General features: G+C 72.6%; 15 protein-coding genes. 9 read left to right on the top strand and 6 right to left on the bottom strand.

Going from position 1 to position 19,087, the window contains the following annotated elements; translation table 11 throughout:
- Window positions 1–64 precede the first annotated feature (64 nt).
- On the top strand, window positions 65–1,084 hold the full coding sequence (locus ACP6CK_RS14815) for an LLM class flavin-dependent oxidoreductase (protein ID WP_426954080.1): 1,020 nt from the start codon (window positions 65–67) through the stop codon (window positions 1,082–1,084).
- Window positions 1,085–1,330: 246 nt separating this feature from the next.
- Here the strand turns inward: ACP6CK_RS14815 and ACP6CK_RS14810 are convergent, their stop codons facing one another.
- Window positions 1,331–2,818, bottom strand: coding sequence for an MDR family MFS transporter (locus ACP6CK_RS14810; RefSeq protein WP_426954079.1), 1,488 nt, complete (start codon window positions 2,816–2,818; stop codon window positions 1,331–1,333).
- A gap of 197 nt (window positions 2,819–3,015) precedes the next feature.
- Here ACP6CK_RS14810 and ACP6CK_RS14805 point away from each other — a divergent pair, with 197 nt between their 5' ends.
- The 3 genes from ACP6CK_RS14805 to ACP6CK_RS14795 all read left to right on the top strand — a co-directional run bounded on the left by ACP6CK_RS14805 (window position 3,016) and on the right by ACP6CK_RS14795 (window position 5,856).
- Window positions 3,016–3,729, top strand: a complete 714-nt coding sequence (locus ACP6CK_RS14805) for a cysteine hydrolase family protein (RefSeq protein WP_426954078.1) — start codon at window positions 3,016–3,018, stop codon at window positions 3,727–3,729.
- Entirely contained in the window at window positions 3,723–5,303 is a 1,581-nt protein-coding gene (locus tag ACP6CK_RS14800) for a hypothetical protein (protein ID WP_426954077.1), read from the top strand. Before ACP6CK_RS14805 ends, ACP6CK_RS14800 begins: the two co-directional genes overlap by 7 nt.
- A 67-nt stretch (window positions 5,304–5,370) precedes the next feature.
- Window positions 5,371–5,856, top strand: a complete 486-nt coding sequence (locus tag ACP6CK_RS14795; protein WP_426954076.1) for a hypothetical protein — start codon at window positions 5,371–5,373, stop codon at window positions 5,854–5,856.
- A gap of 134 nt (window positions 5,857–5,990) precedes the next feature.
- Here ACP6CK_RS14795 and ACP6CK_RS14790 read toward each other — a convergent pair whose 3' ends face one another.
- Entirely contained in the window at window positions 5,991–6,365 is a 375-nt protein-coding gene (locus ACP6CK_RS14790) for a response regulator (protein WP_426954075.1), read from the bottom strand.
- Window positions 6,362–9,379, bottom strand: a complete 3,018-nt coding sequence (locus tag ACP6CK_RS14785; RefSeq protein ID WP_426954074.1) for an ATP-binding protein — start codon at window positions 9,377–9,379, stop codon at window positions 6,362–6,364. Before ACP6CK_RS14785 ends, ACP6CK_RS14790 begins: the two co-directional genes overlap by 4 nt.
- 170 nt (window positions 9,380–9,549) lie before the next feature.
- Here ACP6CK_RS14785 and ACP6CK_RS14780 point away from each other — a divergent pair, with 170 nt between their 5' ends.
- Both ACP6CK_RS14780 and ACP6CK_RS14775 read left to right on the top strand, forming a co-directional pair.
- Window positions 9,550–11,388 (top strand): AI-2E family transporter, encoded by a 1,839-nt coding sequence (locus tag ACP6CK_RS14780; RefSeq protein WP_426959829.1) that lies wholly within the window; start codon window positions 9,550–9,552, stop codon window positions 11,386–11,388.
- A gap of 108 nt (window positions 11,389–11,496) precedes the next feature.
- Window positions 11,497–13,059 carry an ABC transporter substrate-binding protein gene (locus tag ACP6CK_RS14775; protein ID WP_426959828.1) on the top strand — a complete coding sequence of 521 codons (1,563 nt, stop codon included), beginning with the start codon at window positions 11,497–11,499 and terminating at the stop codon, window positions 13,057–13,059.
- A 36-nt stretch (window positions 13,060–13,095) separates the two neighbouring features.
- Here ACP6CK_RS14775 and ACP6CK_RS14770 read toward each other — a convergent pair whose 3' ends face one another.
- Window positions 13,096–14,700, bottom strand: a complete 1,605-nt coding sequence (locus ACP6CK_RS14770) for a bifunctional metallophosphatase/5'-nucleotidase (protein WP_426959827.1) — start codon at window positions 14,698–14,700, stop codon at window positions 13,096–13,098.
- A gap of 206 nt (window positions 14,701–14,906) precedes the next feature.
- Between ACP6CK_RS14770 and ACP6CK_RS14765 the strand changes: the two genes are divergently transcribed.
- Genes ACP6CK_RS14765 through ACP6CK_RS14755 form a run of 3 tightly spaced genes read left to right on the top strand, consistent with a single transcriptional unit; the run spans window position 14,907 to window position 17,082 of the window.
- Window positions 14,907–15,815 carry a sulfite exporter TauE/SafE family protein gene (locus tag ACP6CK_RS14765; RefSeq protein ID WP_426959826.1) on the top strand — a complete coding sequence of 303 codons (909 nt, stop codon included), beginning with the start codon at window positions 14,907–14,909 and terminating at the stop codon, window positions 15,813–15,815.
- A complete protein-coding gene (locus tag ACP6CK_RS14760) occupies window positions 15,812–16,603 on the top strand; it encodes a TIGR02186 family protein (protein ID WP_426959825.1) in 792 nt (263 codons plus the stop codon). Before ACP6CK_RS14765 ends, ACP6CK_RS14760 begins: the two co-directional genes overlap by 4 nt.
- A gap of 11 nt (window positions 16,604–16,614) precedes the next feature.
- Window positions 16,615–17,082 (top strand): universal stress protein, encoded by a 468-nt coding sequence (locus ACP6CK_RS14755; RefSeq protein ID WP_426959824.1) that lies wholly within the window; start codon window positions 16,615–16,617, stop codon window positions 17,080–17,082.
- Between the two features lie 149 nt (window positions 17,083–17,231).
- Here ACP6CK_RS14755 and ACP6CK_RS14750 read toward each other — a convergent pair whose 3' ends face one another.
- Both ACP6CK_RS14750 and ACP6CK_RS14745 read right to left on the bottom strand, forming a co-directional pair.
- Window positions 17,232–18,551 (bottom strand): TRAP transporter large permease, encoded by a 1,320-nt coding sequence (locus ACP6CK_RS14750; protein WP_426959823.1) that lies wholly within the window; start codon window positions 18,549–18,551, stop codon window positions 17,232–17,234.
- Entirely contained in the window at window positions 18,551–19,063 is a 513-nt protein-coding gene (locus ACP6CK_RS14745) for a TRAP transporter small permease (RefSeq protein WP_426959822.1), read from the bottom strand. The genes ACP6CK_RS14750 and ACP6CK_RS14745 overlap by 1 nt, the downstream gene beginning before the upstream one ends.
- Between the last annotated feature and the right edge of the window lie 24 nt (window positions 19,064–19,087).

Genomic DNA, 19,087 nt, shown 5'->3' with positions numbered 1-19,087 from the left:
CCGCCCGGGCCGCCCGACCCCTTGCGGCGGACCCCATCACCGCCGACCCGGACCATCCCCGACCATGAAGAAGATCGGCTTTCTCTCCTTCGGCCACTGGACGCCCTCGCCCGGCTCCGCCACCCGCTCCGCGGCCGACACCCTGCTGCAATCCATCGACCTCGCCGTCGCGGCGGAGGAGCTGGGCGCGGACGGCGCCTATGTCCGCGTCCACCACTTCGCCCGCCAGCTCGCCTCTCCCTTTCCGCTGCTCGCCGCCATGGGGGCGAAGACCAGCCGGATCGAGCTCGGCACGGGCGTGATCGACATGCGCTACGAGAACCCTCTCTACATGGCCGAGGACGCCGGGGCCGCCGACCTCATCAGCGGCGGCCGGCTCCAGCTCGGCATCAGCCGCGGCTCGCCGGAGCAGGTGATCGATGGCTGGCGCCACTTCGGCTACGCCCCGGCCGAGGGCGAGAGCGATTCCGACATGGGCCGTCGCCACGCCCAGGTCTTCCTGGAGGTGATCCAGGGAAAGGGCTTCGCCCGGCCGAGCCCGCGCCCGATGTTCCCCAACCCGCCGGGCCTGCTGCGCCTGGAGCCCTACTCGGAGGGGTTGCGGGAGCGGATCTGGTGGGGGTCCGGCTCCAACGCCACCGCGGTCTGGGCGGCGCAGCAGGGCATGAACCTGCAGAGCTCCACCCTCAAAGACGACGAGACGGGCGAGCCCTTCCACGTCCAGCAGGCGCGGCAGATCCGGGCCTACCATGAGGCCTGGAAGGAGGCCGGGCACGCCCGCACGCCGCGCGTCTCGGTCAGCCGCAGCATCTTCCCGCTGCTGAACGACACCGACCGCGCCTATTTCGGCCGCGGCAAGGAGGCGGACCAGGTCGGCTTCATCGACGAGCGGACCCGCGCCATCTTCGGCCGCGGCTACGCCGCCGAGCCCGACGCCCTGGTGGAGCAGCTCCGTGCGGACGAGGCGATCGCGGAGGCGGATACCCTGCTCCTGACGATCCCGAACCAGCTCGGCGTCGACTACTGCGCCCATGTGATCGAGGGCGTGCTGAAGCACGTCGCCCCGGCGCTGGGCTGGCGCTGATCGGAAACCTGCTCCCCGGCCGCCGCGAGACGCGCGCGACACGCCCCGGCCCGCCGCGGCACAGCAACGCGACCGAGAGCGGGGCATAACGGCCTCACCGGTTCCACCGCCGCCACCACCGCCCCCGGGGCGACAGCGCGCGGGATCACCCGGCGGAGGACCCCACCTCCTACCCCACAACTTGGCGGGCGCCGTGAAGCACGGCGCCCGCCATAGTCTTTTCGGGCCCCTGACGGGCGCTATGCCTCAATCGGCCGCGGCGCGGTCCGGCCGCGCACGCGGCGGCGGCGCACCGAGCTGAACGGCCGGGACCAGGATGGCCGCGCCCATCGCCAGCGCCGCGATCAGCAGCATGGCGAGGAAGGTCAGGTGGAGCGCGTGGCCGAGCGCCCCCTGGACGGCCGCGTCGATCGCCTGCGCGGACCCGTCGAGCAGGTGCCGGATCTGGTCGGCCTGCGCCGGCGACATTCCCCCATTGCCCTGCACGAGGCTGAGGTTCAGCACGGCCCCCAGCACGGTGGCGCCGAGCGTGCTGCCGAGGTTGCGCGAGAAGATGTTCGAGGCCGTGGCGGATGCCCGCTCCTCCCAGCCCACGCTCCCCTGCACGATCATGATCGCCGATCCGTTCAGGAAGCCCATGCCGAGGCCCATGGTGAAGGAGCCGAGCCCCGCCGTGACGGGCGAACTGCCCGAGCCGAGCCAGGCGATGCCGAGCGCCCCCAGGGGCAGCAGTCCAGCCCCGAGGAGCAGCATCACGCGCAGGCCGAAGCGGGCCATGTTCCGCGCCGCGATCGTGGAACCGATCGGCCAGCCCAGCACCATGACCGTCAGGGTGAAGCCGGCGACGAGCGCCGATTGGCGCAGCACGACCTGCACATACATCGGCAGGAAGGTCGTCAGTCCGATGAGGGCCATGCCGGCCAGCAGCGTCGTCGCGTTGGCCGTCGCGATCGGCCGGCGGGACAGCAGGCCGAAATTCATGATCGGGTCGCGCGCCCGCCGCTCCTGCACCACGAACAGGGCCAGCGCCACCGCGCAGGCCGCGGCCGCGGGAAGGGCGGTGCGGTCGCCCGCGACGCCGAGGCCGGTCAGCGCGATCATCAGGGAGGCGATGACGCCGGTGAACAGCGCGGCGCCGACCGCGTCCACGCTCCGCTTCGCCGGCGCCAGATCCTCGTGCAGGAAGGCCACGAAGCCGGCCGCGGCGGCCACCCCGACGGGCAGGCTGCTCCAGAACACCCAGGCCCAGCCGAGATGCTCGACGATCAGCGCCCCGGCCAGCGGGCCGAGCACGGAGGACACGCCCCAGACGCTGGCCGTGTAGCCCTGCACCTTCGCCCGCTGCGATCCGGGATAGAGGTCGCCGATCACGGTCAGGCACACCGGCTGGATGGCGCCCGCCCCGATGCCCTGGATGAGGCGGAAGGCGATCAGGGACGGCATGGACCACGCCGCCCCGCACAGCACCGAGCCGAACAGAAACACCGCAATCCCCGCCAGCAGGACCGGCTTGCGGCCGTAGAGGTCGGCCAGCTTGCCGAAGACCACGGTCGCGGCCGTCTGGGTCAGCAGGAAGGACGAGAAGACCCAGGCGTAGAGATGCACGTCGCCGAGCTGGCCGGCGATCCGGGGCATCGCGGTGGAGACGATGGTCGCCTCGACCGCGATCATGAAGATGGCCGCCATGACGGATGCCACGACGAGGGGGCGACGCGTCGCCGGGTAACCTGTCATGCACGCCAGTTAAGGACCTTCCGGCGGGAAGGAAAACCTTGGGGACCTGGCCGCCCCGGCTCCCGTTCGGGCCGGCGCCTGTCCGGGAGCGCCGCCCGGCGCGGGGGACGCCGCCGCGAGCGGTATCTCGCCGCGCGGTCGTTCCGGCCCTGGCCCGCTTCTTGCTGCCTCGTGGAGGGGCCGGACGGGGATTGGGCATGGAAGGCGTGTTGGCGACCGGCCCGGGGCTGGCCCTGCAGGCAGAACCCTCCGCCTTCACCTTCGCGCCGGGACGAACGGCGCTCGTCATCATCGACATGCAGCGCGACTTCCTGGAGCCCGGCGGCTTCGGCGCCGCGCTGGGCAACGATGTCGCGCATCTGGCCTCCGCCATCGGCCCCTGCCGCGCGGTGCTCGATGCGGCCCGCGCTACCGGGATGCTGGTGATCCACACGCGAGAAGGCCACCGCCCCGACCTCTCCGATGCGCCGCCCGCGAAGGTGCAGCGCGGCGCGCCCCGCCTGCGGATCGGCGATCCCGGCCCGATGGGGCGCATCCTCATCCGCGGCGAGCCCGGCCACGACATCATCCCCGCCCTGGCCCCGATCGCCGGAGAGCCGGTGATCGACAAGCCTGGCAAGGGCGCCTTCTACGGCACGGAGCTGGAGGCCATCCTGCGGCACCGCGGGATCGAGGCGCTGATCCTCACCGGCGTGACCACCGAGGTCTGCGTCCACACCACCCTGCGCGAGGCGAATGACCGAGGCTTCCGCTGCCTCGTCCTGTCGGATGCCTGTGCCTCCTACTTCCCGGAATTCCACGCGGCCGCCCTCGCCATGGTGTCGGCGCAGGGCGGGATCTTCGGCTGGGTCGCGGACTCCGCCGCGCTGACGGCCGCGCTGGCCACGCAAGAGGAGAGCGGCACATGGTGAGCGCCACCCTTCGTCCCGGCACCGGCCCGCGGCTGTGGTCGCCGGGCGATTGGAACGCCTTCTTCGGCTTCGGCACGAACATCCTGGTGAACCTCATCGTGCTGACGGGCCTCCTGCGCTTCGTGCTGCGCCTGCCGGACGAGATCACCTTCGGCCGCATCCTGCCCGCCACCGGGCTGATGCTCTTCCTGAGCACCGCCTACTACGCCTGGCTCGCCTACCGGCTGGCGAGGCAGACGGGGCGGGACGATGTCTGCGCCCTGCCATCCGGCATCTCGGTGCCGCACATGTTCATCGTCGTCTTCGTCATCATGCTGCCGATCCTCGGCCGCACGAACGACCCGATCAAAGCCTGGGAAGCCGGACTCGCCTGGGTCTTCATCCAGAGCTTCATCCTGATGATCGGCGGCTTCGTCGCGCCTCTCATCCGCCGGATCACCCCGCGGGCGGCGCTGCTGGGCACGCTGGCCGGCGTCTCCGTCACCTTCATCGCCATGCGCCCGGCGCTGGAGATGATCTCCTCGCCGCTGATCGGGCTCACCTGCTTCGGCGTGATCCTGCTCGCCTGGTTCGGCGGCATCCGCTACCCGCGGGGAATGCCGGCGGGGCTGGTCGCGATCCTCGTCGGCATGGTCATCGCCTGGGGCGCCGCCGCCATCGGCCACCCCGTCGCGGGCGTCTCGGGGGAGCGGCTCTTCGCCGCCCTGTCGAATATCGGCTTCTCCGTGCCGCTGCCGGCAGTGGAGCACGTCTTCGGCGGCTTCGAGTTCCTCGGCATCATCCTCGTCACCGCCATCCCCTTCGGCATCTACGACCTCGTCGAGGCGATGGACAACGTGGAGAGCGCGGAAGCGGCGGGCGACCTCTATCCCACCACGCGCGTGCTGACGGCGGACGGCGTGGTGAGTCTCATCGGCTGCCTCATGGGCAATCCCTTCATCAACGCCGTCTACATCGGCCATCCCGGCTGGAAGGCGATGGGCGGGCGGATCGGCTACTCCGCCGCGACGGGGGTGCTGGTGATCGTCCTCACCTGGCTCGGCATCGTCTCCGTGCTGCTGGACCTCATCCCGGTCGTCGCGATCTCGCCGATCCTGCTCTACATCGGCATGCTGATCGGCGCGCAGGCCTTCCAAGAAACGCCGCACCGCCACGCCCCGGCCATCGTGCTCGCCTTCACGCCGCACCTCGCCGCCTGGGCGAAGACGCTCATCGACGGGGCGCTGACCGCCGCCGGCACCACCGCCGCGGCCGTGGGGACGGAGAAGATGGCCGGCCTCGGCGTGCTCTACGAGGGCCTGTCCGTCATGGGGGAGGGCGCGATCCTGACGGGCCTGGTGCTGGCCGCCATCACCGTCTTCCTGATCGAGCGCGACTACGCCCGGGCGGCCGCCTTCAGCGCCGCCGGGGCGGTGCTGACCTTCTTCGGCTTCATGCACGGGCCGGCGATCGGCTTCGCCGTCACGCCCATGGTGGCCGCGGGCTACGCGATGGTCACGGCGCTCCTCCTGGCCTGCGACCGGATCGGGACGCCGGTCCTCGCCCCTGTGCCGGACGCGGCGCCGGCCGAGTAGGGCAGGGGGCGGGAGCCCGGCCCGCCGCCTTTCTCCCGGTGCGGCGAACGGCCACACTCCCGACGACATGGCCGCGTCCCACCCCTCTCTCGCTCGCCGCATCGCGGCGCGCTCGGCGATGCTGGCCGCGCTCCTGGCCATCGGCGGCGTCGCGCGGGCGGACTGCTTCGACTGGTCGGACGCCGGCCTCCTGATGGAGCAAGGATCCTGGACCGGCTCGCCGGCCGGCCGGATCCGCTGGCGCACCGGGCGGGCGGCGTCGTCGGGCGGGCACCTGGCGACCGCTGTAGAACTGCGCTGGACGGATCGGGACGGGCGTGACCGTCGCCAAACCCTCTTCGCGGAGATCCAGGACGGGCGGCCCTTCCTTGACTGGCGCCGCGGCGCGCTCCTGCTCCGCGTCACCTACTGCGTGCCGGGTCGGCGCTGCCGCGACGTCGTCCTCCCCTATGCCTGGAATGCGCGGGAGCGCCAGTTCTCCGGTGCCAGCCCCGCCGCCAGGGCCGCGCTTTCCCATGCCTGCGCGGCATCCGAGTCCGAGGAGCCGCGCTGACAACCGGCCGTCGCGGTCGGATCGGCGGGGATGGGATCCTGTGCCGCGTGAGCCGTGCGCGGGCGGCGGGGAGCATGACCTCCGCGGACGCCGCCGGCACCACACCCGGAACGGGATGGGCCGGGGCGCTGCCTCTACTCCTCCGCGGCGAGCATGACCGCCTCGATCTGCGAGAGAAGGCGCGGAAAGTCGACCGGCTTCGGGTGGTAATCCGTGCAGCCCGCCTCGATCATCTTGTCGCGGTCGCCGGACATGGCATGCGCCGTCAGGGCGATGATCGGGATCCGACCGGTGGCAGGGTCCGCGCGAAGCGTCCGCGCGGCCGTCCAGCCATCCATCACCGGCAGGTTCATGTCCATCAGGATCACGTCCGGCCGCTCCGCCCGGGCCTTGTCCACGCCCTCCTGCCCGTCCTGCGCGACGATGACCTCGAAGCCGCGCCGGGTCAGGCGGCGGGACAGGAAATCCCAGAGCTCCTCGTGATCCTCGACCAGCAACACCTTCGTCATGACCCTGCACTCTCCTGCCGAAGCGACAACGGAGCCGGTGCGACCCGGTTCCCGGCGACCTTTCCCGCGATCCGGCGAAGCTCGGACAGCAGCTCCTCCGGCGGCGCCGCATCCGCAGGAAGGACGCGGCGGACCTGGCCTCGCAACGTTTCCAGCTCGGCCGGCGGCACGCCGCCGCCGGTGAGCGCGATGACCTGCACGTCCCGGCACGCCTCGTGCTGGCGCAGCGCGTGCACCAGGGCTAGCCCGTCACCCTCCGTCCCCGGCACCGCCACCAGCACCAGCCCGACCGGGGTCGCCTCGGGGGCCGCGGTCAGGCGCTCCATAGCCGGGCCGGAGCCGACCGCCTCCTCCACCGTCCAGCCCTCGCCTTCCAGCAGGCGGCGCAGCTCGGCCCGCGGCTGCGGATCGGCCTCCACCACCAGGGCGGCGCCGGGCGCGCGGTAGCGGTCGAGCACGCTCTTCAGCCGCGGCCACTGGATCGGCTTCACGAGGTAGTCCGCGGCGCCGAGCGAGACGGCCAGGCTCCGCTCCTGCACGATCGAAACCATGATGACCGGGATCCCGGCCAGCTCCGGGTCGTCCTTCAGCGCGGTCAGCACGGCCCAGCCGTCCATGCGGGGCATCATGACATCCAGCAGGATGGCGGTCGGGCGCAGGCTGCGGGCCATGCGCAGCCCCTCCTCTCCGTCTCTCGCGCTCTGCACCGCGAAGCCGTCACGTGCGGCGAAGCGGGTCAGCAGCTCGCGGGAGGCGGGGTCGTCATCCACGACGAGGATGAGGCCGGCCGGAGGCCGCGCCTCGTCCGGTGCCGGCACCGCGGCCTCCTCCCCCGCCGCCTCGGCCGGCAGCTCCGCCTCGCTCAGGCGGGCGGGCAGGCGGATGGTGAAGGTGGTGCCGTGCCCGGCCTCGCTCTCCACCGCGATGTCGCCGCCCAGCAGCTCGCAGAAGGCCCGCGTGATCGCGAGGCCGAGCCCGGTTCCGCCGAAGCGCCGGGTGGTGGAGCTGTCCGCCTGGGTGAAGCGCGTGAACAGCTTCGCCACCTGCTCCGGCGTCATGCCGATGCCGCTGTCGGCGACCCGGAAGACGATCTCCCGCCGTCCGTCCTCCGCGCGCGCCGCTTCGGCCGAGAGGGTGATCCGCCCGCCCTCGGTGAACTTCGCCGCGTTGGAGAGAAGGTTGATGAGGCACTGGCGGAGCTTCACCGGATCGGAGTGCATCCGCCCCAGCCCCTCCTCCACCCGTACCTGCAGGGTGTTCGCCTTCCGCGCGATCAGGGACTGCACGGTGCCCGCCGCCTCCTGGACGAGGGCGGCGGTGTCGAACTCCTCCAGATGGGTCTCCATCCGCCCGGCCTCGATCTTCGAGAGGTCGAGCACGTCGTTGATGAGGGAGAGGAGGTGGCGCGCGTTGGAGCCGATCTTCTGCAGGTCCTTCATCAGCACGTCGCCGCCGGCGATGTCGCCCGCCTCCTCCTCCAGCATCTCGGCGTAGCCGATCACGGCGGAGAGCGGGGTGCGCAGCTCGTGGCTCATGTTCGCGATGAACTGGCTCTTCGCGTGGTTCGCGTCCTCCGCGGCCGCCTGGGCCGCGGTCGCCTCTTCCTGGGCCTGGCGGAGTTCGGTGATGTCGGTGTTGGTGCCGAACCAGCCGGTGACGGCCCCCTCGGGGTGCGCGTCGTCCGGCTCGTCCCGGATCGGCGCGGCGCGGGAGAGGAACCAGCGGTACTGCCCGTCCGCGCCGCGCAGCGGGAACGTGTCCTCCCAGGGCTGGCCGGCCTCGATCGCCGCCCGGAAGTGCTCGACCACCCGGGGCAGGTGTTCGGGATGGTGGACCGATTGCCAACCCCATCCCTGCATCGCCGCGAAGTCGGTGCCGGTGTAGTCGTACCAGCGCTGATTGTACCACTCGATCGAGCCGGTGGCGTCGGTCTGCCAGGCGAGCTGCGGCAGGGAGTTCGCCAGGTTGCGGAAGCGCGCCTCGCTCCGCCGCAGCCGTGCCTCCGCGCGCTTGCGGTGGGTGACGTCCTGCAGGACGAGCCCGGCCTGCGCCGAAAGGCCATCCTTCCCACGCAGGGGGAACAGCGTCAGCAGGAGGTGATGCGGCTCGCCGGTCCGGCCGGGCGGACGCATCTCCAGCTCGATGTCCGCCTTCGGCCAGCCTCCCTCCAGCACGTCCCACAGCCGCGGCTCGATCTGCGGCCGGAGTTCGGCCGGCAGCGCGGCCGCGTCGGGCGGCAGGCCCATCACCCGCTCCGTGATGGCGCGCAGGGCGGGGTTGCCGCCCGTCACGGACAGGTCCCGGCCCAGGAAGCCGAGGCCGAGCGGCGCGTTCGCCATCACGGCATCCAGCAGGCCGAAGGCCCGGCGCTCCGCGCGCCGGCGCGTGACCGCGTAGAAGCCGAGCAGGGCGCAGGCGAGCAGCGCGGCCCCGCCGGCCAGGCCACTCAGCCAGAGGGTGCGGACGGCGTTCCGCCGCGTCAGCGTCCCGATCCGGGTCCGCTCCGCCTCCTGCTGGCGTGCGACCTCGGCCCGGACGGCATCCATCGCGCGGATGCCCTCGCCGCGCTCCAGCATTCGCACGGCGCTGTCCATGTCGCCGGACCGGCGATGATTCACGGACTGCTCGGACAGGGCCTCGCGCTGGCGGACCAGCGTCTCCAGCCCGGTGTCGGGGGGCTGGCCGCTGGCGGCCCGCAACTCGCCCAGCGTGGCCAGGCGCCGCTCCACCTCGGCCATGCCGGCCGTGTAGGGCGCGAGATACTCCTCCCGCCCCATGAGGAGGTAGCCGCGCTGGCCCGTCTCCACATCCTTCAGGGCCGAGAGCATCGCCTCCAGCCCGATGACGTATTCATTGCCGGCCGCGATCGCCCGGCCGTCGCGGTTGGAAAGGGCATAGTTCGCGACGCCCGCCGCCACGGCCACCAGGGCCAGGAGGCCGGCCAGGACGGGAAGGCGCGGCAGGCGGCCAGGGACAGGGCCGGGAAGGGGCGGGGCACCGGCGGGTTCGGGCACGAAGCGTCCTCTGGCAGGCGGGCGGGGCGGCGGCGCGGCCGCGGCGATCACTAACGACGCGACATGCAACCTCGTACGGGTTGCGGCGATGACGTTCCCGCGCGCGACTGGTCCGGATCGCATCCGGGGGTGGCGTGGCCCTGCCACCCCCAGAATGTCGAGACGCCTGCATGGCCCTCCCTGATCGCTCGCCGGCCGCGCCCGGCCTCGTCGCCGCGCCCGTGCCCTCGGCCGGGGTGGCGAACGCCCTGATCTGCGCGGCCATCATCGTGGCCGCCCTTTACCTCGGGCGGGACGTGCTGGTTCCCCTCGTGCTGGCGGTGCTGCTCGCCTTCGTCCTCGCGCCCGTGGCGCGCGTGCTGCAACGTCTGAGGCTGGGGCGCGGGCTCGCGGTCCTGGCCGCGGTGCTCACGGCCTTCGCGGTGATCGGCGGCATCGGCGTGGTGATCGGGGCGCAGCTCGCGGAACTGGCCGCGGACCTGCCCCGCTATATCCAGGTCATCCGGGCGAAGGTGGGCGCGCTCGGCGACCTCGGCAGCCTGCTGGGCCGGGCAGGGGGATTGCTGCAGGGCCTGGGGCTCGAGGGCCCGCTGGCGCCCGAGGCGCCGGCCGGCACGCCCCCCGGCACGCCCGTGATCGTCGCGGCCCCGGCCCGGCCGGAGGCGCCGGTCCTCACCCTCCTGCGCAGCGTCGTCGGCCCGGTGCTGCATCCCCTGGCCACGGCGGGGCTGGTGATCTTCTTCACCATCCTCGTGCTGCTGAACCGGGAGGACCTGCGGGACCGGCTGATCCGGCTGGCGGGCGCACGCGACCTGCACCGCACGATGACCGCGATGAACGACGCGGCGGACCGGCTGTCCCGCCTCTTCCTCGCGCAGGTGGCGCTGAACGCGGGGCTGGCGGTGGCGGTCTCCGCCGTGCTCTGGGCCATCGGCCTGCCCAGCCCGGTGCTCTGGGGCATCCTGGTCGGGCTGATGCGCTTCGTGCCGTTCATCGGCACGCCGATCGCGCTCATCCCGCCCGTCGTGCTGGCGCTGGGGGTGGATCCCGGCTGGACGCTTGCCATAACCACCTTCGCCGTGATCCTGGTGACCGAGGCGGTGATGGGGCAGGTGTTCGAGCCGCTGCTCTTCGGCAAGCGGACCGGGCTCTCCCCGCTCTCGATCATCCTGTCCGCCAGCTTCTGGGCGCTTCTCTGGGGACCGATCGGCCTGCTGATCGCGACGCCCCTGACGGTCGGGCTGGTGGTGCTGGGCCGGCACGTGCCGAGCTTCGAGTTCTTCGACGTGATCCTCGGCAACCGTCCCTCCTTGCAGCCGGAGGAGACCTTCTACCAGCGCGCCCTGGACGGGGACGCGGACGGGCTGGTCGATCAGGCGACGATCCTCCTGGCCGAGGAGGGCGGCTCCCTGGCCACCTATGGCGACACGGTGGTGCTGAAGGGACTTGCCCTCGCGCAGGCGGACTGGGCGCGGGAGGCGATGGAGCCGGAGCGGCTGGAGGTGGTTCGCCGGCAGGTCGCGACACTGATGGACGACCTGGCGGACCGGCCGCCCCCGGCGGTCATCGGCGAGCCGGTGCCGCCGGGCTGGGCGGCGCCGGGCGCCATCGTCTGCGTGCCCGGGCGCGGTCAGCTCGACGACCTCGCGGCCCGTCTCGCGGCCGCCGCCCTGCAACACCGCGGCTTCGGCGCCGAGGCCGAGACGAACGCGGTGCTGGACGCGGCCCATCTCGGCCGACTCGATCCCGGCCGCGTGCGGCTCTGCCTGCTGGGGCTGGTCGAGGACGGCAACAGCGTGGCCGGAGCGCGAACCTTCCTGCGGCGGCTGACGCGCCAGCTACCCGGGACGCATGTCATCGTCGGCCTCTGGCACGCGCCGCCCGACAGTCCGATGCTCACCGCGCTCCGCCAGGAGGGGCCGGCGGAGGCGATCGTGACCTCCCTGCGCGAGGCGATCGCCCTCTGCGACGCGCTGATGCTGCGCCCGGAGGTCCCCTCCGCCCACTGACGGCGCGGTGCGTCCGGAACCTTCTCGCGGCCGGATCGGATCCGCCCGCGGCTTGCCCTCGCGACGCGGGGGTCGCTAGCCTCGCCGTGCAGACGAGGAGAGCGGGCCATGGGCAGCATCGGTCGGCGTGCGGCCCTCCTGGCGGGCGGTGCCGCACTCGCCTCCCCGGCATTGGCCCAGGGCTCCGGGGCGAGCGTGCTGCGCTTCGTGCCGCACGCGAACCTGTCGAGCCTCGACCCGCTGCAATCCGGCACCCTGATCGCGACCAACTTCGCGAACATGGTGCACGACCAGCTCTTCGCGCTGGACCGCGCGCTGGTGCCGCGCCATCAGATGCTGGCGGGGCATGTGGTCTCGGACGACCGGCTCACCTGGACCCTGACGCTCCGCGAGGGCCTGCGCTTCCATGACGGGGAGCCGGTGCGGGGGGCGGATGCCGTGGCCTCGATCCGCCGCTGGATGGGGCGCGATCCCTTCGGCCGGCAGATCGCCACCCGGCTGGACGCGATCCGCGCGCCCGACGACCGGACGATCGAGATCCGGCTGTCCCGCCCCTTCGCGCTACTGCCCTTCGCGCTCGGCAACTCCACCTGCTTCATCATGCCGGAGCGCGCGGCCCGCGCCGAGCCGACCGTCGCCGTGACGGAGCATGTGGGCTGCGGCCCCTTCCGCTTTGTGCGGGAGGAGTGGGACAGCGGCAGCCGCGCCGTCTTCCTCCGCAATGACCGCTACGTCTCCCGCCAGGAGGCGCCGGACGGCTGGTCCGGGGGCAAGCCGGTGAACCTGGAACGGATCGAGTGGCACATCATGCCCGATCCCGCGACCGCCGCGGCCGCCCTCCAGCGCGGGGAGGTGGACTGGCTGGAGCGGCCCCTGCTGGACCTGCTGCCGCGGTTGCGCGCGCTCCGCGACGTGCGACTGGAGACGATCGAGGGGCTGGGCTTCTACGCCTACATCACCTTCAACACGCAGATCGCGCCCTTCGACAACCCGGCGCTGCGCCGCGCCCTGATTCCTGCCGTGGACCAGCGCGAGTTCATGTCCGCCCTGATCGGCGACCAGGCCGAGTTCGCGAAAGCCGGCGTGGGCTTCTTCCACCCCGCCAGCCCCTATGCCAGCGACGAGGGCATGGCCGCGCTGACCGGCCCGCGCGACCTGGATCTGGCGCGCCGCCTGGTGCGGGAGAGCGGCTATGACGGCCGGCCGATCGCGCAGATGATCCCCTCCGACCTGCCGGCGCCGAATGCGCTGGGGCAGGTGGCGCACGCGCTGATGCGCTCCATCGGCCTCAACGTGGACGCGCAGGTGGCGGACTGGGGCAGCGTCATCTCCCGCTACCGCGCGACCGGCGAGGCCGCGACGCGCAATCCCTGGCAGGCCTTCTCGCTCGCCTATTCCGGCCTGTGGACGACCAACCCGGGCATGCACCAGCCGCTCTACGCGAACGAGTTCCCGCATCCCGAGATGGAGCGGCTGCGCGACGCCTGGTTCGACGCCCCGGACGAGGCCGCGCAGAAGGCCATCGCGCGCCGGATGCAGGCTCTCGCCTTCGAGCACCCGCCCTTCATCCCGCTCGGCACCTATTTCGTGCCGCATGCCTACCGCACGCGGCTCTCCGGCATCGTGCCGGCGCCGTCCACCGTGTTCTGGAACGTGCGGAAAGCGGCCTGACCGCCTCGTCTCGGCCCCGGCCGGTGCCGCCGCGCGTCAGCCCCGGCTGATCCGCCCGTCCTCCCGCGGCACGGCCGGGCCGCGCGCGGCGAGGTAGGCCGCCAGCACGTCCTCCAGCGGCGGGCCGTCATCGTAGAATTCCAGCGCGTCCGCGGAGAACGGCGCGTAACCGTCGCCGCCCTGGCGGAGGAAGTTGTTCGTCGCCACGCGATAGGCGCGGTCCGGATCGAGCGGCGCGCCGCCCACGGTCACCTCCCTGACCCGGCGGCCGACGGGCGCGGCGGCGTCGAAGGTGAAGCGCAGCCCCGCCACCTGCGGGAAGCGGCCGGATTCCTCGGGCAGATGGGCCAGGCCGTTCTCCAGCGCCGTCCGCAGCGCGCCGCCGCGCAGCGTGAGGGTCGCGAGCGTGTTGCCGAAGGGCAGGACGGCCAGCACGTCGCCGAAGGTGACGGCGCCGCCCGGCAGCGGCGCGCGCAGGCCCCCGGCGTTGACGATCGCGACCTCCGCCCCCGGCACCGCCGCCAGCGCGGCCTCCGCGACGAGGCTGCCGAGCGCGCACTCGCCCGTCCGGCAATCCGTGTCCGGGAAGGGACCGACCGCGGTGCCCACGGGACGGCGCCGTAGCTCCCCGAGGGGGGCGGCGTATTCCGCGACGATGGCGGCGACCCTCGGCTCCTCCGGGACATCCGCATCCACCGGCCGCTCCCGCCCGCCATGCGCGGCGATGCGTCCGTCCGGCGCGAGGTCCAGGTCCAGCCGGCCGAGGTATCGGCCATGGCACATCGCCTGGACGATCCGCACGTCCCGGTCCTTCCCGGCCTGGACCAGCGGGTGGGGGCCGACCGCCCCTGGCTCCCCATCCGCGAGGAGGAGGTGGGAGTGGCCGCCGACGATCGCGTCCACCCCCGCGACCTCCGCCGCCAGCCGCCGGTCCTCCGGCAGGCCGAGATGGGAGAGGACGATGACCGTGCCGATCCCCTGGCGGCGCAGCGCGAAGACCGCGCGGTCCGCCGCCTCCATCGGGTCGGTGAAGCGGAGCGTCGGACCCGGTGAGGAGGTGGCGGGGGTGGTCGGCGTGGTGAGGCCGACGACGCCGATCCGCGCCCCGCCCTGCTCGAGCACCGCGAAGGCCGTGACGCGGTCCCGCAGCAGCGGCTCTGCCGAGGCATCCAGGTTGGCCGAGAGGATCGGGAAGGGCACCGCCGCGGCGTAGCGCGCGAGGTTCGCCGGCCCGTGGTCGAACTCGTGGTTGCCGAGCGACATGGCCATGACGCCGTTCGCCCGCTGCACCGCGGCCTCCGCCATCCCGCGGTGGAAGGTGTAGTAGAGGCTGCCCATGAACTCGTCGCCCGCATCCAGCAGGAAGGTCGGGCGGCCGTCCGCGGCCGTGGCCGCACGGGCCTCCGCGATGGCGCCGGCCAGGTGCGCCGCCCCGCCCGCGCAGGGACGCCCGACGCGGCAGGGCGCGCCGCCGGAGCCCACTCCCTCGTGCTTGGAGTGGAAGTCGTTGAAGTGGAGCAGCGCGATCCGCGTCGCCGCCTGGGCGGCGGCGGGCCGCAGGGCGGGCGCCGTCAGCGCCACCGGGGCGGCGAGCGCCGCCCGCAGCAGCCCGCGCCGCGTGGGAAGTCCGATCGGCCGCATGGGGTCTGCTCCGGTGCTGGGACGGCAGGCTTAGAGCGGGTTCGGCCCGGTTGGAACCACCGGGCGCGCGGGCCCCGCCCGGGCGGGGCGCCTCCGGGCCGCGTTGCGCGACACCAACGGGACGGAAACCGTCTTGCGCGGTCGCACGGCCGGGTCCAAACCGCCCGTCCCGCCCACGCTCGCACCACCTTCGGGACCTCCCCGAGATGCCGGTCTATTTGCCGATTGCCGAGATGTCGGTGGATGCCCTCCTGCTGGTGGGCATCGGCCTCGGCGTGGGCTGGCTGTCCGGGCTCTTCGGGGTGGGCGGCGGCTTCCTGCTGACCCCGCTCCTCATCCTCATCGGCATCCCGCCGGCGGTCGCGGTCGCCTCCGGGGCGAACCAGACGCTCGGCGCCTCGGTCTCCGGCCTCATCGCCCAGTGGCGAAGGGGCAACGTGGACGTGCGCATGGGGGTGGTGCTGCTGATCGCCGGCGTCGCGGGGTCCTCGGCGGGGACGCAGCTCTTCGTCCTGCTGCGGCGGCTGGGGCAGGTGGACCTCGCCGTCTCGCTCTTCTACGTCGTCGTGCTCGGCACGGTGGGCGCGCTGATGGTGCGGGAGAGCCTGCGTGCCATCCTGCGCCGGAAGAGCGCGCGGCCACAGCGGCTGCACGAGCACACCTGGCTGCACGGCCTGCCCTTCAAGATGCGGTTCCGGCAGTCCCGCCTCTACATCTCCGTCATCCCGCCCGCGCTGGTGGGGTTCGGGATCGGCATCCTGTCGGCGATGATGGGCGTCGGCGGCGGCTTCATGCTCGTGCCGGCGATGATCTACCTGCTGGGCATGCCGACCGGCACCACCATCGGCACCTCGCTCTTCCAGGTGGTCTTCGTGACCGCCAACGTGACGCTGCTCCAGGCCGTGCAGGCCGGGACGGTCGACATCGTGCTCACCCTGCTGCTGCTGGCGGGCGGCGTCGCCGGGGCGCAGTTCGGCGCGGCGATGGGCACGCGCCTCCGGGGTGAGGAGACGCGGGCCCTGCTCGGCTTCCTGGTGCTGTCGGTCGCGGCCGGGCTGCTCTGGGACCTGCTGCGGACGCCCGAGAGCCTCTTCACCTTCGGCCCGGCGACGTGAGGCGCGGCGCCCGCACGGCCTGCGGGGCGCTGGCGCTCCTGCTGATGGCCGGGCCGGCGCTGGCCCAGCGGGACCCCGCTCCCCCGCCGGCGCCGCCGCCCCAGCCCGGCCCTGCCCTGGCGGCGGAGCTCGGCCAGCCCCGGATCGAGGTCACCACCGCCTTCACCGGGGCCGACCTCCTCGTCTTCGGGGCCACCGACCGGCTGCTGGGGCCGGACGGGGACAACGTGATCGTGCTCGGCATGGGGCCGCCGCGGGACCTGATCGTGCGGCAGCGCGTGCGCTGGCTCGGCATCTGGGTTAACGGCCCCTCCGCCCGGTTCCGGGAGGTGCCGAACTACTATGCCGTCGCCTCCACCGCCCCCGTCGCCGGCCTGCTGGACGAGGCGGCGCGGCGCGAGCGGCGGCTGGGGTTGGACATGCTCGTCGCGCGCCTCTCTGGCGCCCGCGACCCGACCTTCCGCACGGCGCTGACCGAACTCAAGCAGCGCACGGATCAGTGGAACGAGGAGGAGAGCCCCGTCGAGGTCTCCGGCGGCCGCCTCTTCCACGCCCGCCTGCCGCTCCCCTCCACCGTGACGACGGGGGACTATGTCGTGCAGGTCCTGCTGGTGCGGGCCAACCGCGTGATCGCGCGGCAGGAGCTGCCCTTCCGCGTGGACCGGGTGGGCACGGCCGCGCAGATCGCCGACGTATCGCGCGGCTGGCCGCTGCTGTATGGCGCGGTCTGCATCGCCCTCGCGGCGCTGGCCGGCTGGCTGGGCAGCGTGCTGTTCCGCCGGAACTGAGGAGAACTCCCTTGCCCCAGGACCGCGTCTTCCTCGTCGTGGTGGATGACAGCCCGGAGCGGGCCGTGGCGCTGCGCTACGCCTGCCTGCGGGTGCGCAAATCCGGCGGCCGCGTGGCGCTGCTGCGGGTCACGGAGCCGGTCGGGCTGCAGGAATGGGCGGGGGTCGGCGCCCTGATGCAGGAGGAGCGGCGTCAGGAGGCGGAGCAGCTCCTCTCCGCCCTCGCGGCCGAGGTGCAGGAGATCACCGGCGGCCTTCCCCTGCTGATCATCCGGGAGGGCGACGCGGTCGAGGAGGTCCTGGCCGTGCTGGCCGAGGACCCGCGGGTGTCCATCCTCGTCCTCGCCTCCGCGACCGGGACGGGCGGGCCGGGGCCGCTGATCTCGGCGCTGGTCGGGCGCCAGGGCGGGCGTCTGCGCTGCCCGATGACCATCGTGCCCGGCAGCATGGACGACGCGGAACTGGACCGGGTGACGTGATCCCCGCCTGGGCCTGATCTGGCCCAGGGACGAGTCCGGGGAAGCTGGACCCCATCGGCCAGGGGCGAACGCGCTCCCTGGGCCCCCATCCTTCGATCGCGGGGGCCGGGGGGCCACGCCTGGCCCCCGGCGTGCCGGTCCGAGAGGGACTACCGCAGGAACTCCGGGGAGATGAGGCTCGGCAGGATCAGCACGATCTGCGGGAAGAGGATGATCAGCGCCAGCACCGCCAGCATCGGCATCAGCATGATCATCGTGTCCTTCAGCGCGTCCTTGATCCGCATTCCCGCCACCGAGCAGGCGATCATCAGGCACAGCCCGTAGGGCGGCGTCACCAGCCCAAAGGCGAGGCTGACGATGCCGATCATGGCGAAGTGCACGGGGTCCATGCCCACCCCCTGCGCCAGCGGCTGCAGGATGGCGCCGACGATGATGATCGCGGGGATCGCGTCCAGGAAGCAGCCGACGACGAGGAAGACAAGGGCGATGAAGAAGCCCACGCCGATCGGCCCCATGCCCCAGGCCTGCACTCCCACCAGCAGCGCCTGCGGGATCTGGTAGAAGGCCAGCAGCCATCCGAAGGCGGAGGCGGTGCCGACGCAGAACAGCGCCACCCCGGCCAGCCGCCCCGTCTCCCCCAGCGAATCGAGCAGGCCGCGCCAGCTCATCTCCCGGTAGACCAGCAGGGAGAGGAACCCGGCATAGAGGACGGCGATGCAGGCGCTCTCGGTCGCGGTGAACCAGCCGAAGATCTTGCCGCCGATGATGATCATCGGCGTGGTCAGGGCCGGGATGGAGACGAGGAAGGTGTGGAAGATCTGCCCCATCGTGGCCCGAGGATAGGTCGGATAGCCCCGCGCCTTCGCGTAGGCGTGGACCGTCGCCATCTGCACCAGCCCGATCAGCAGGCCGGGGATGATGCCCGCCAGGAACAGCGCCCCGATCGAGACCGTCAGCACCCCGCCCCAGACGATCATCAGGATGGAGGGCGGGATGATGACCGCCAGCACCGCCGAGACGGCGGTGATCGCGACGGAGAAGCTGTCGTCGTAGCCCTCTTTCCGCTGCGCCTCGATGAAGATCTTCGACTGGGAGGCGGCGTCCGCCGTGCTGCTGCCGGAGATGCCGGCGAAGAAGATGGACAGCACGACGTTGATCTGCGCCAGCCCCCCGGGGAAATGCCCGACGAGGGCGCGGGAGAAGTTCATCAGGCGGTCGGTGATGCCGCCGATGTTCATGAGGTTGGCGGTCAGCAGGAAGAAGGGCACCGCCAGCAGGATGAAGGAGTTGTAGGCGTTGAAGGTCTCCTGCGCGAGCGTGGTGGGGGACAACCGCGGCTCGATCAGCAGGATCGGCAGGCAGGCGAGGCCGAGGGAGACCGCCACCGGCACGCGCAGCACCAGCAGGGCGAAGAAGACGCCGAAGAGGATCCAGGCCGCCTCGGGCGCCGAGAGGACATTGCCGCCCATCAGGCCGCTCCTCCGCGCAGGACGCAGAGCGCGCCGATCATCCGCTCCGCCTGGAAGAGCATCCAGACGAGGCCCGCAATGGGCCAGGCCATGTGGATGGTCCAGAGCGGCAGCTCCGCCAGCTCGCTGATCCGGTAGAAGGCGAACTCGGTGAATTCCCAGCCCCACCAGAGGAAGACGAAGGCGAAGATCAGGACGAAGGCGCCGGAGACCAGCTCCGCGATGGCTTCCCCGCGCGGGGTCAGCCGGGGAAAGACGTCCACGTTGAAGTGCGTCCCCTCCCGCACCGCGAGCATCGCGCCGAGCATGACGGAGTAGACGAGGCAGAAGCGCGCCAGCTCCTCTGTCCAGATGTAGTTCGGGATGTAGCTGGTGTAGCGGGAGAAGATCTGCAGGCTGACCGGGAAGACGAGCACGCCGACGCTGGTCATGAGCAGCACGAGGATGACGGCGGCGAGTGCCCGGTTCACCCGGCGCAGGGCGCCGAGCGCAGCCGAAGTGGCCGGTGACATGAAACCTCCGGTGTAGGGGATTGG

The sequence above is a fragment of the Muricoccus radiodurans genome (assembly GCF_050154705.1).
Classification (GTDB): Bacteria; Pseudomonadota; Alphaproteobacteria; order Acetobacterales; family Acetobacteraceae; genus Roseomonas; species Roseomonas radiodurans.
Note: the sequence above shows the minus strand (reverse complement) of the source record. Positions and strands in the feature narration are given on the sequence as shown.

Excerpts from the sequence above, each read along its gene's own strand:
- ACP6CK_RS14815 (WP_426954080.1), top strand. The coding sequence starts at position 65 with ATGAAGAAGATCGGCTTTCTCTCCTTCGGCCACTGGACGCCCTCGCCC.
- ACP6CK_RS14810 (WP_426954079.1), bottom strand. The coding sequence starts at position 2,818 with ATGACAGGTTACCCGGCGACGCGTCGCCCCCTCGTCGTGGCATCCGTC.
- ACP6CK_RS14805 (WP_426954078.1), top strand. The coding sequence starts at position 3,016 with ATGGAAGGCGTGTTGGCGACCGGCCCGGGGCTGGCCCTGCAGGCAGAA.
- ACP6CK_RS14800 (WP_426954077.1), top strand. The coding sequence starts at position 3,723 with ATGGTGAGCGCCACCCTTCGTCCCGGCACCGGCCCGCGGCTGTGGTCG.
- ACP6CK_RS14795 (WP_426954076.1), top strand. The coding sequence starts at position 5,371 with ATGGCCGCGTCCCACCCCTCTCTCGCTCGCCGCATCGCGGCGCGCTCG.
- ACP6CK_RS14790 (WP_426954075.1), bottom strand. The coding sequence starts at position 6,365 with ATGACGAAGGTGTTGCTGGTCGAGGATCACGAGGAGCTCTGGGATTTC.
- ACP6CK_RS14780 (WP_426959829.1), top strand. The coding sequence starts at position 9,550 with ATGGCCCTCCCTGATCGCTCGCCGGCCGCGCCCGGCCTCGTCGCCGCG.
- ACP6CK_RS14775 (WP_426959828.1), top strand. The coding sequence starts at position 11,497 with ATGGGCAGCATCGGTCGGCGTGCGGCCCTCCTGGCGGGCGGTGCCGCA.
- ACP6CK_RS14770 (WP_426959827.1), bottom strand. The coding sequence starts at position 14,700 with ATGCGGCCGATCGGACTTCCCACGCGGCGCGGGCTGCTGCGGGCGGCG.
- ACP6CK_RS14765 (WP_426959826.1), top strand. The coding sequence starts at position 14,907 with ATGCCGGTCTATTTGCCGATTGCCGAGATGTCGGTGGATGCCCTCCTG.
- ACP6CK_RS14750 (WP_426959823.1), bottom strand. The coding sequence starts at position 18,551 with ATGGGCGGCAATGTCCTCTCGGCGCCCGAGGCGGCCTGGATCCTCTTC.
- ACP6CK_RS14745 (WP_426959822.1), bottom strand. The coding sequence starts at position 19,063 with ATGTCACCGGCCACTTCGGCTGCGCTCGGCGCCCTGCGCCGGGTGAAC.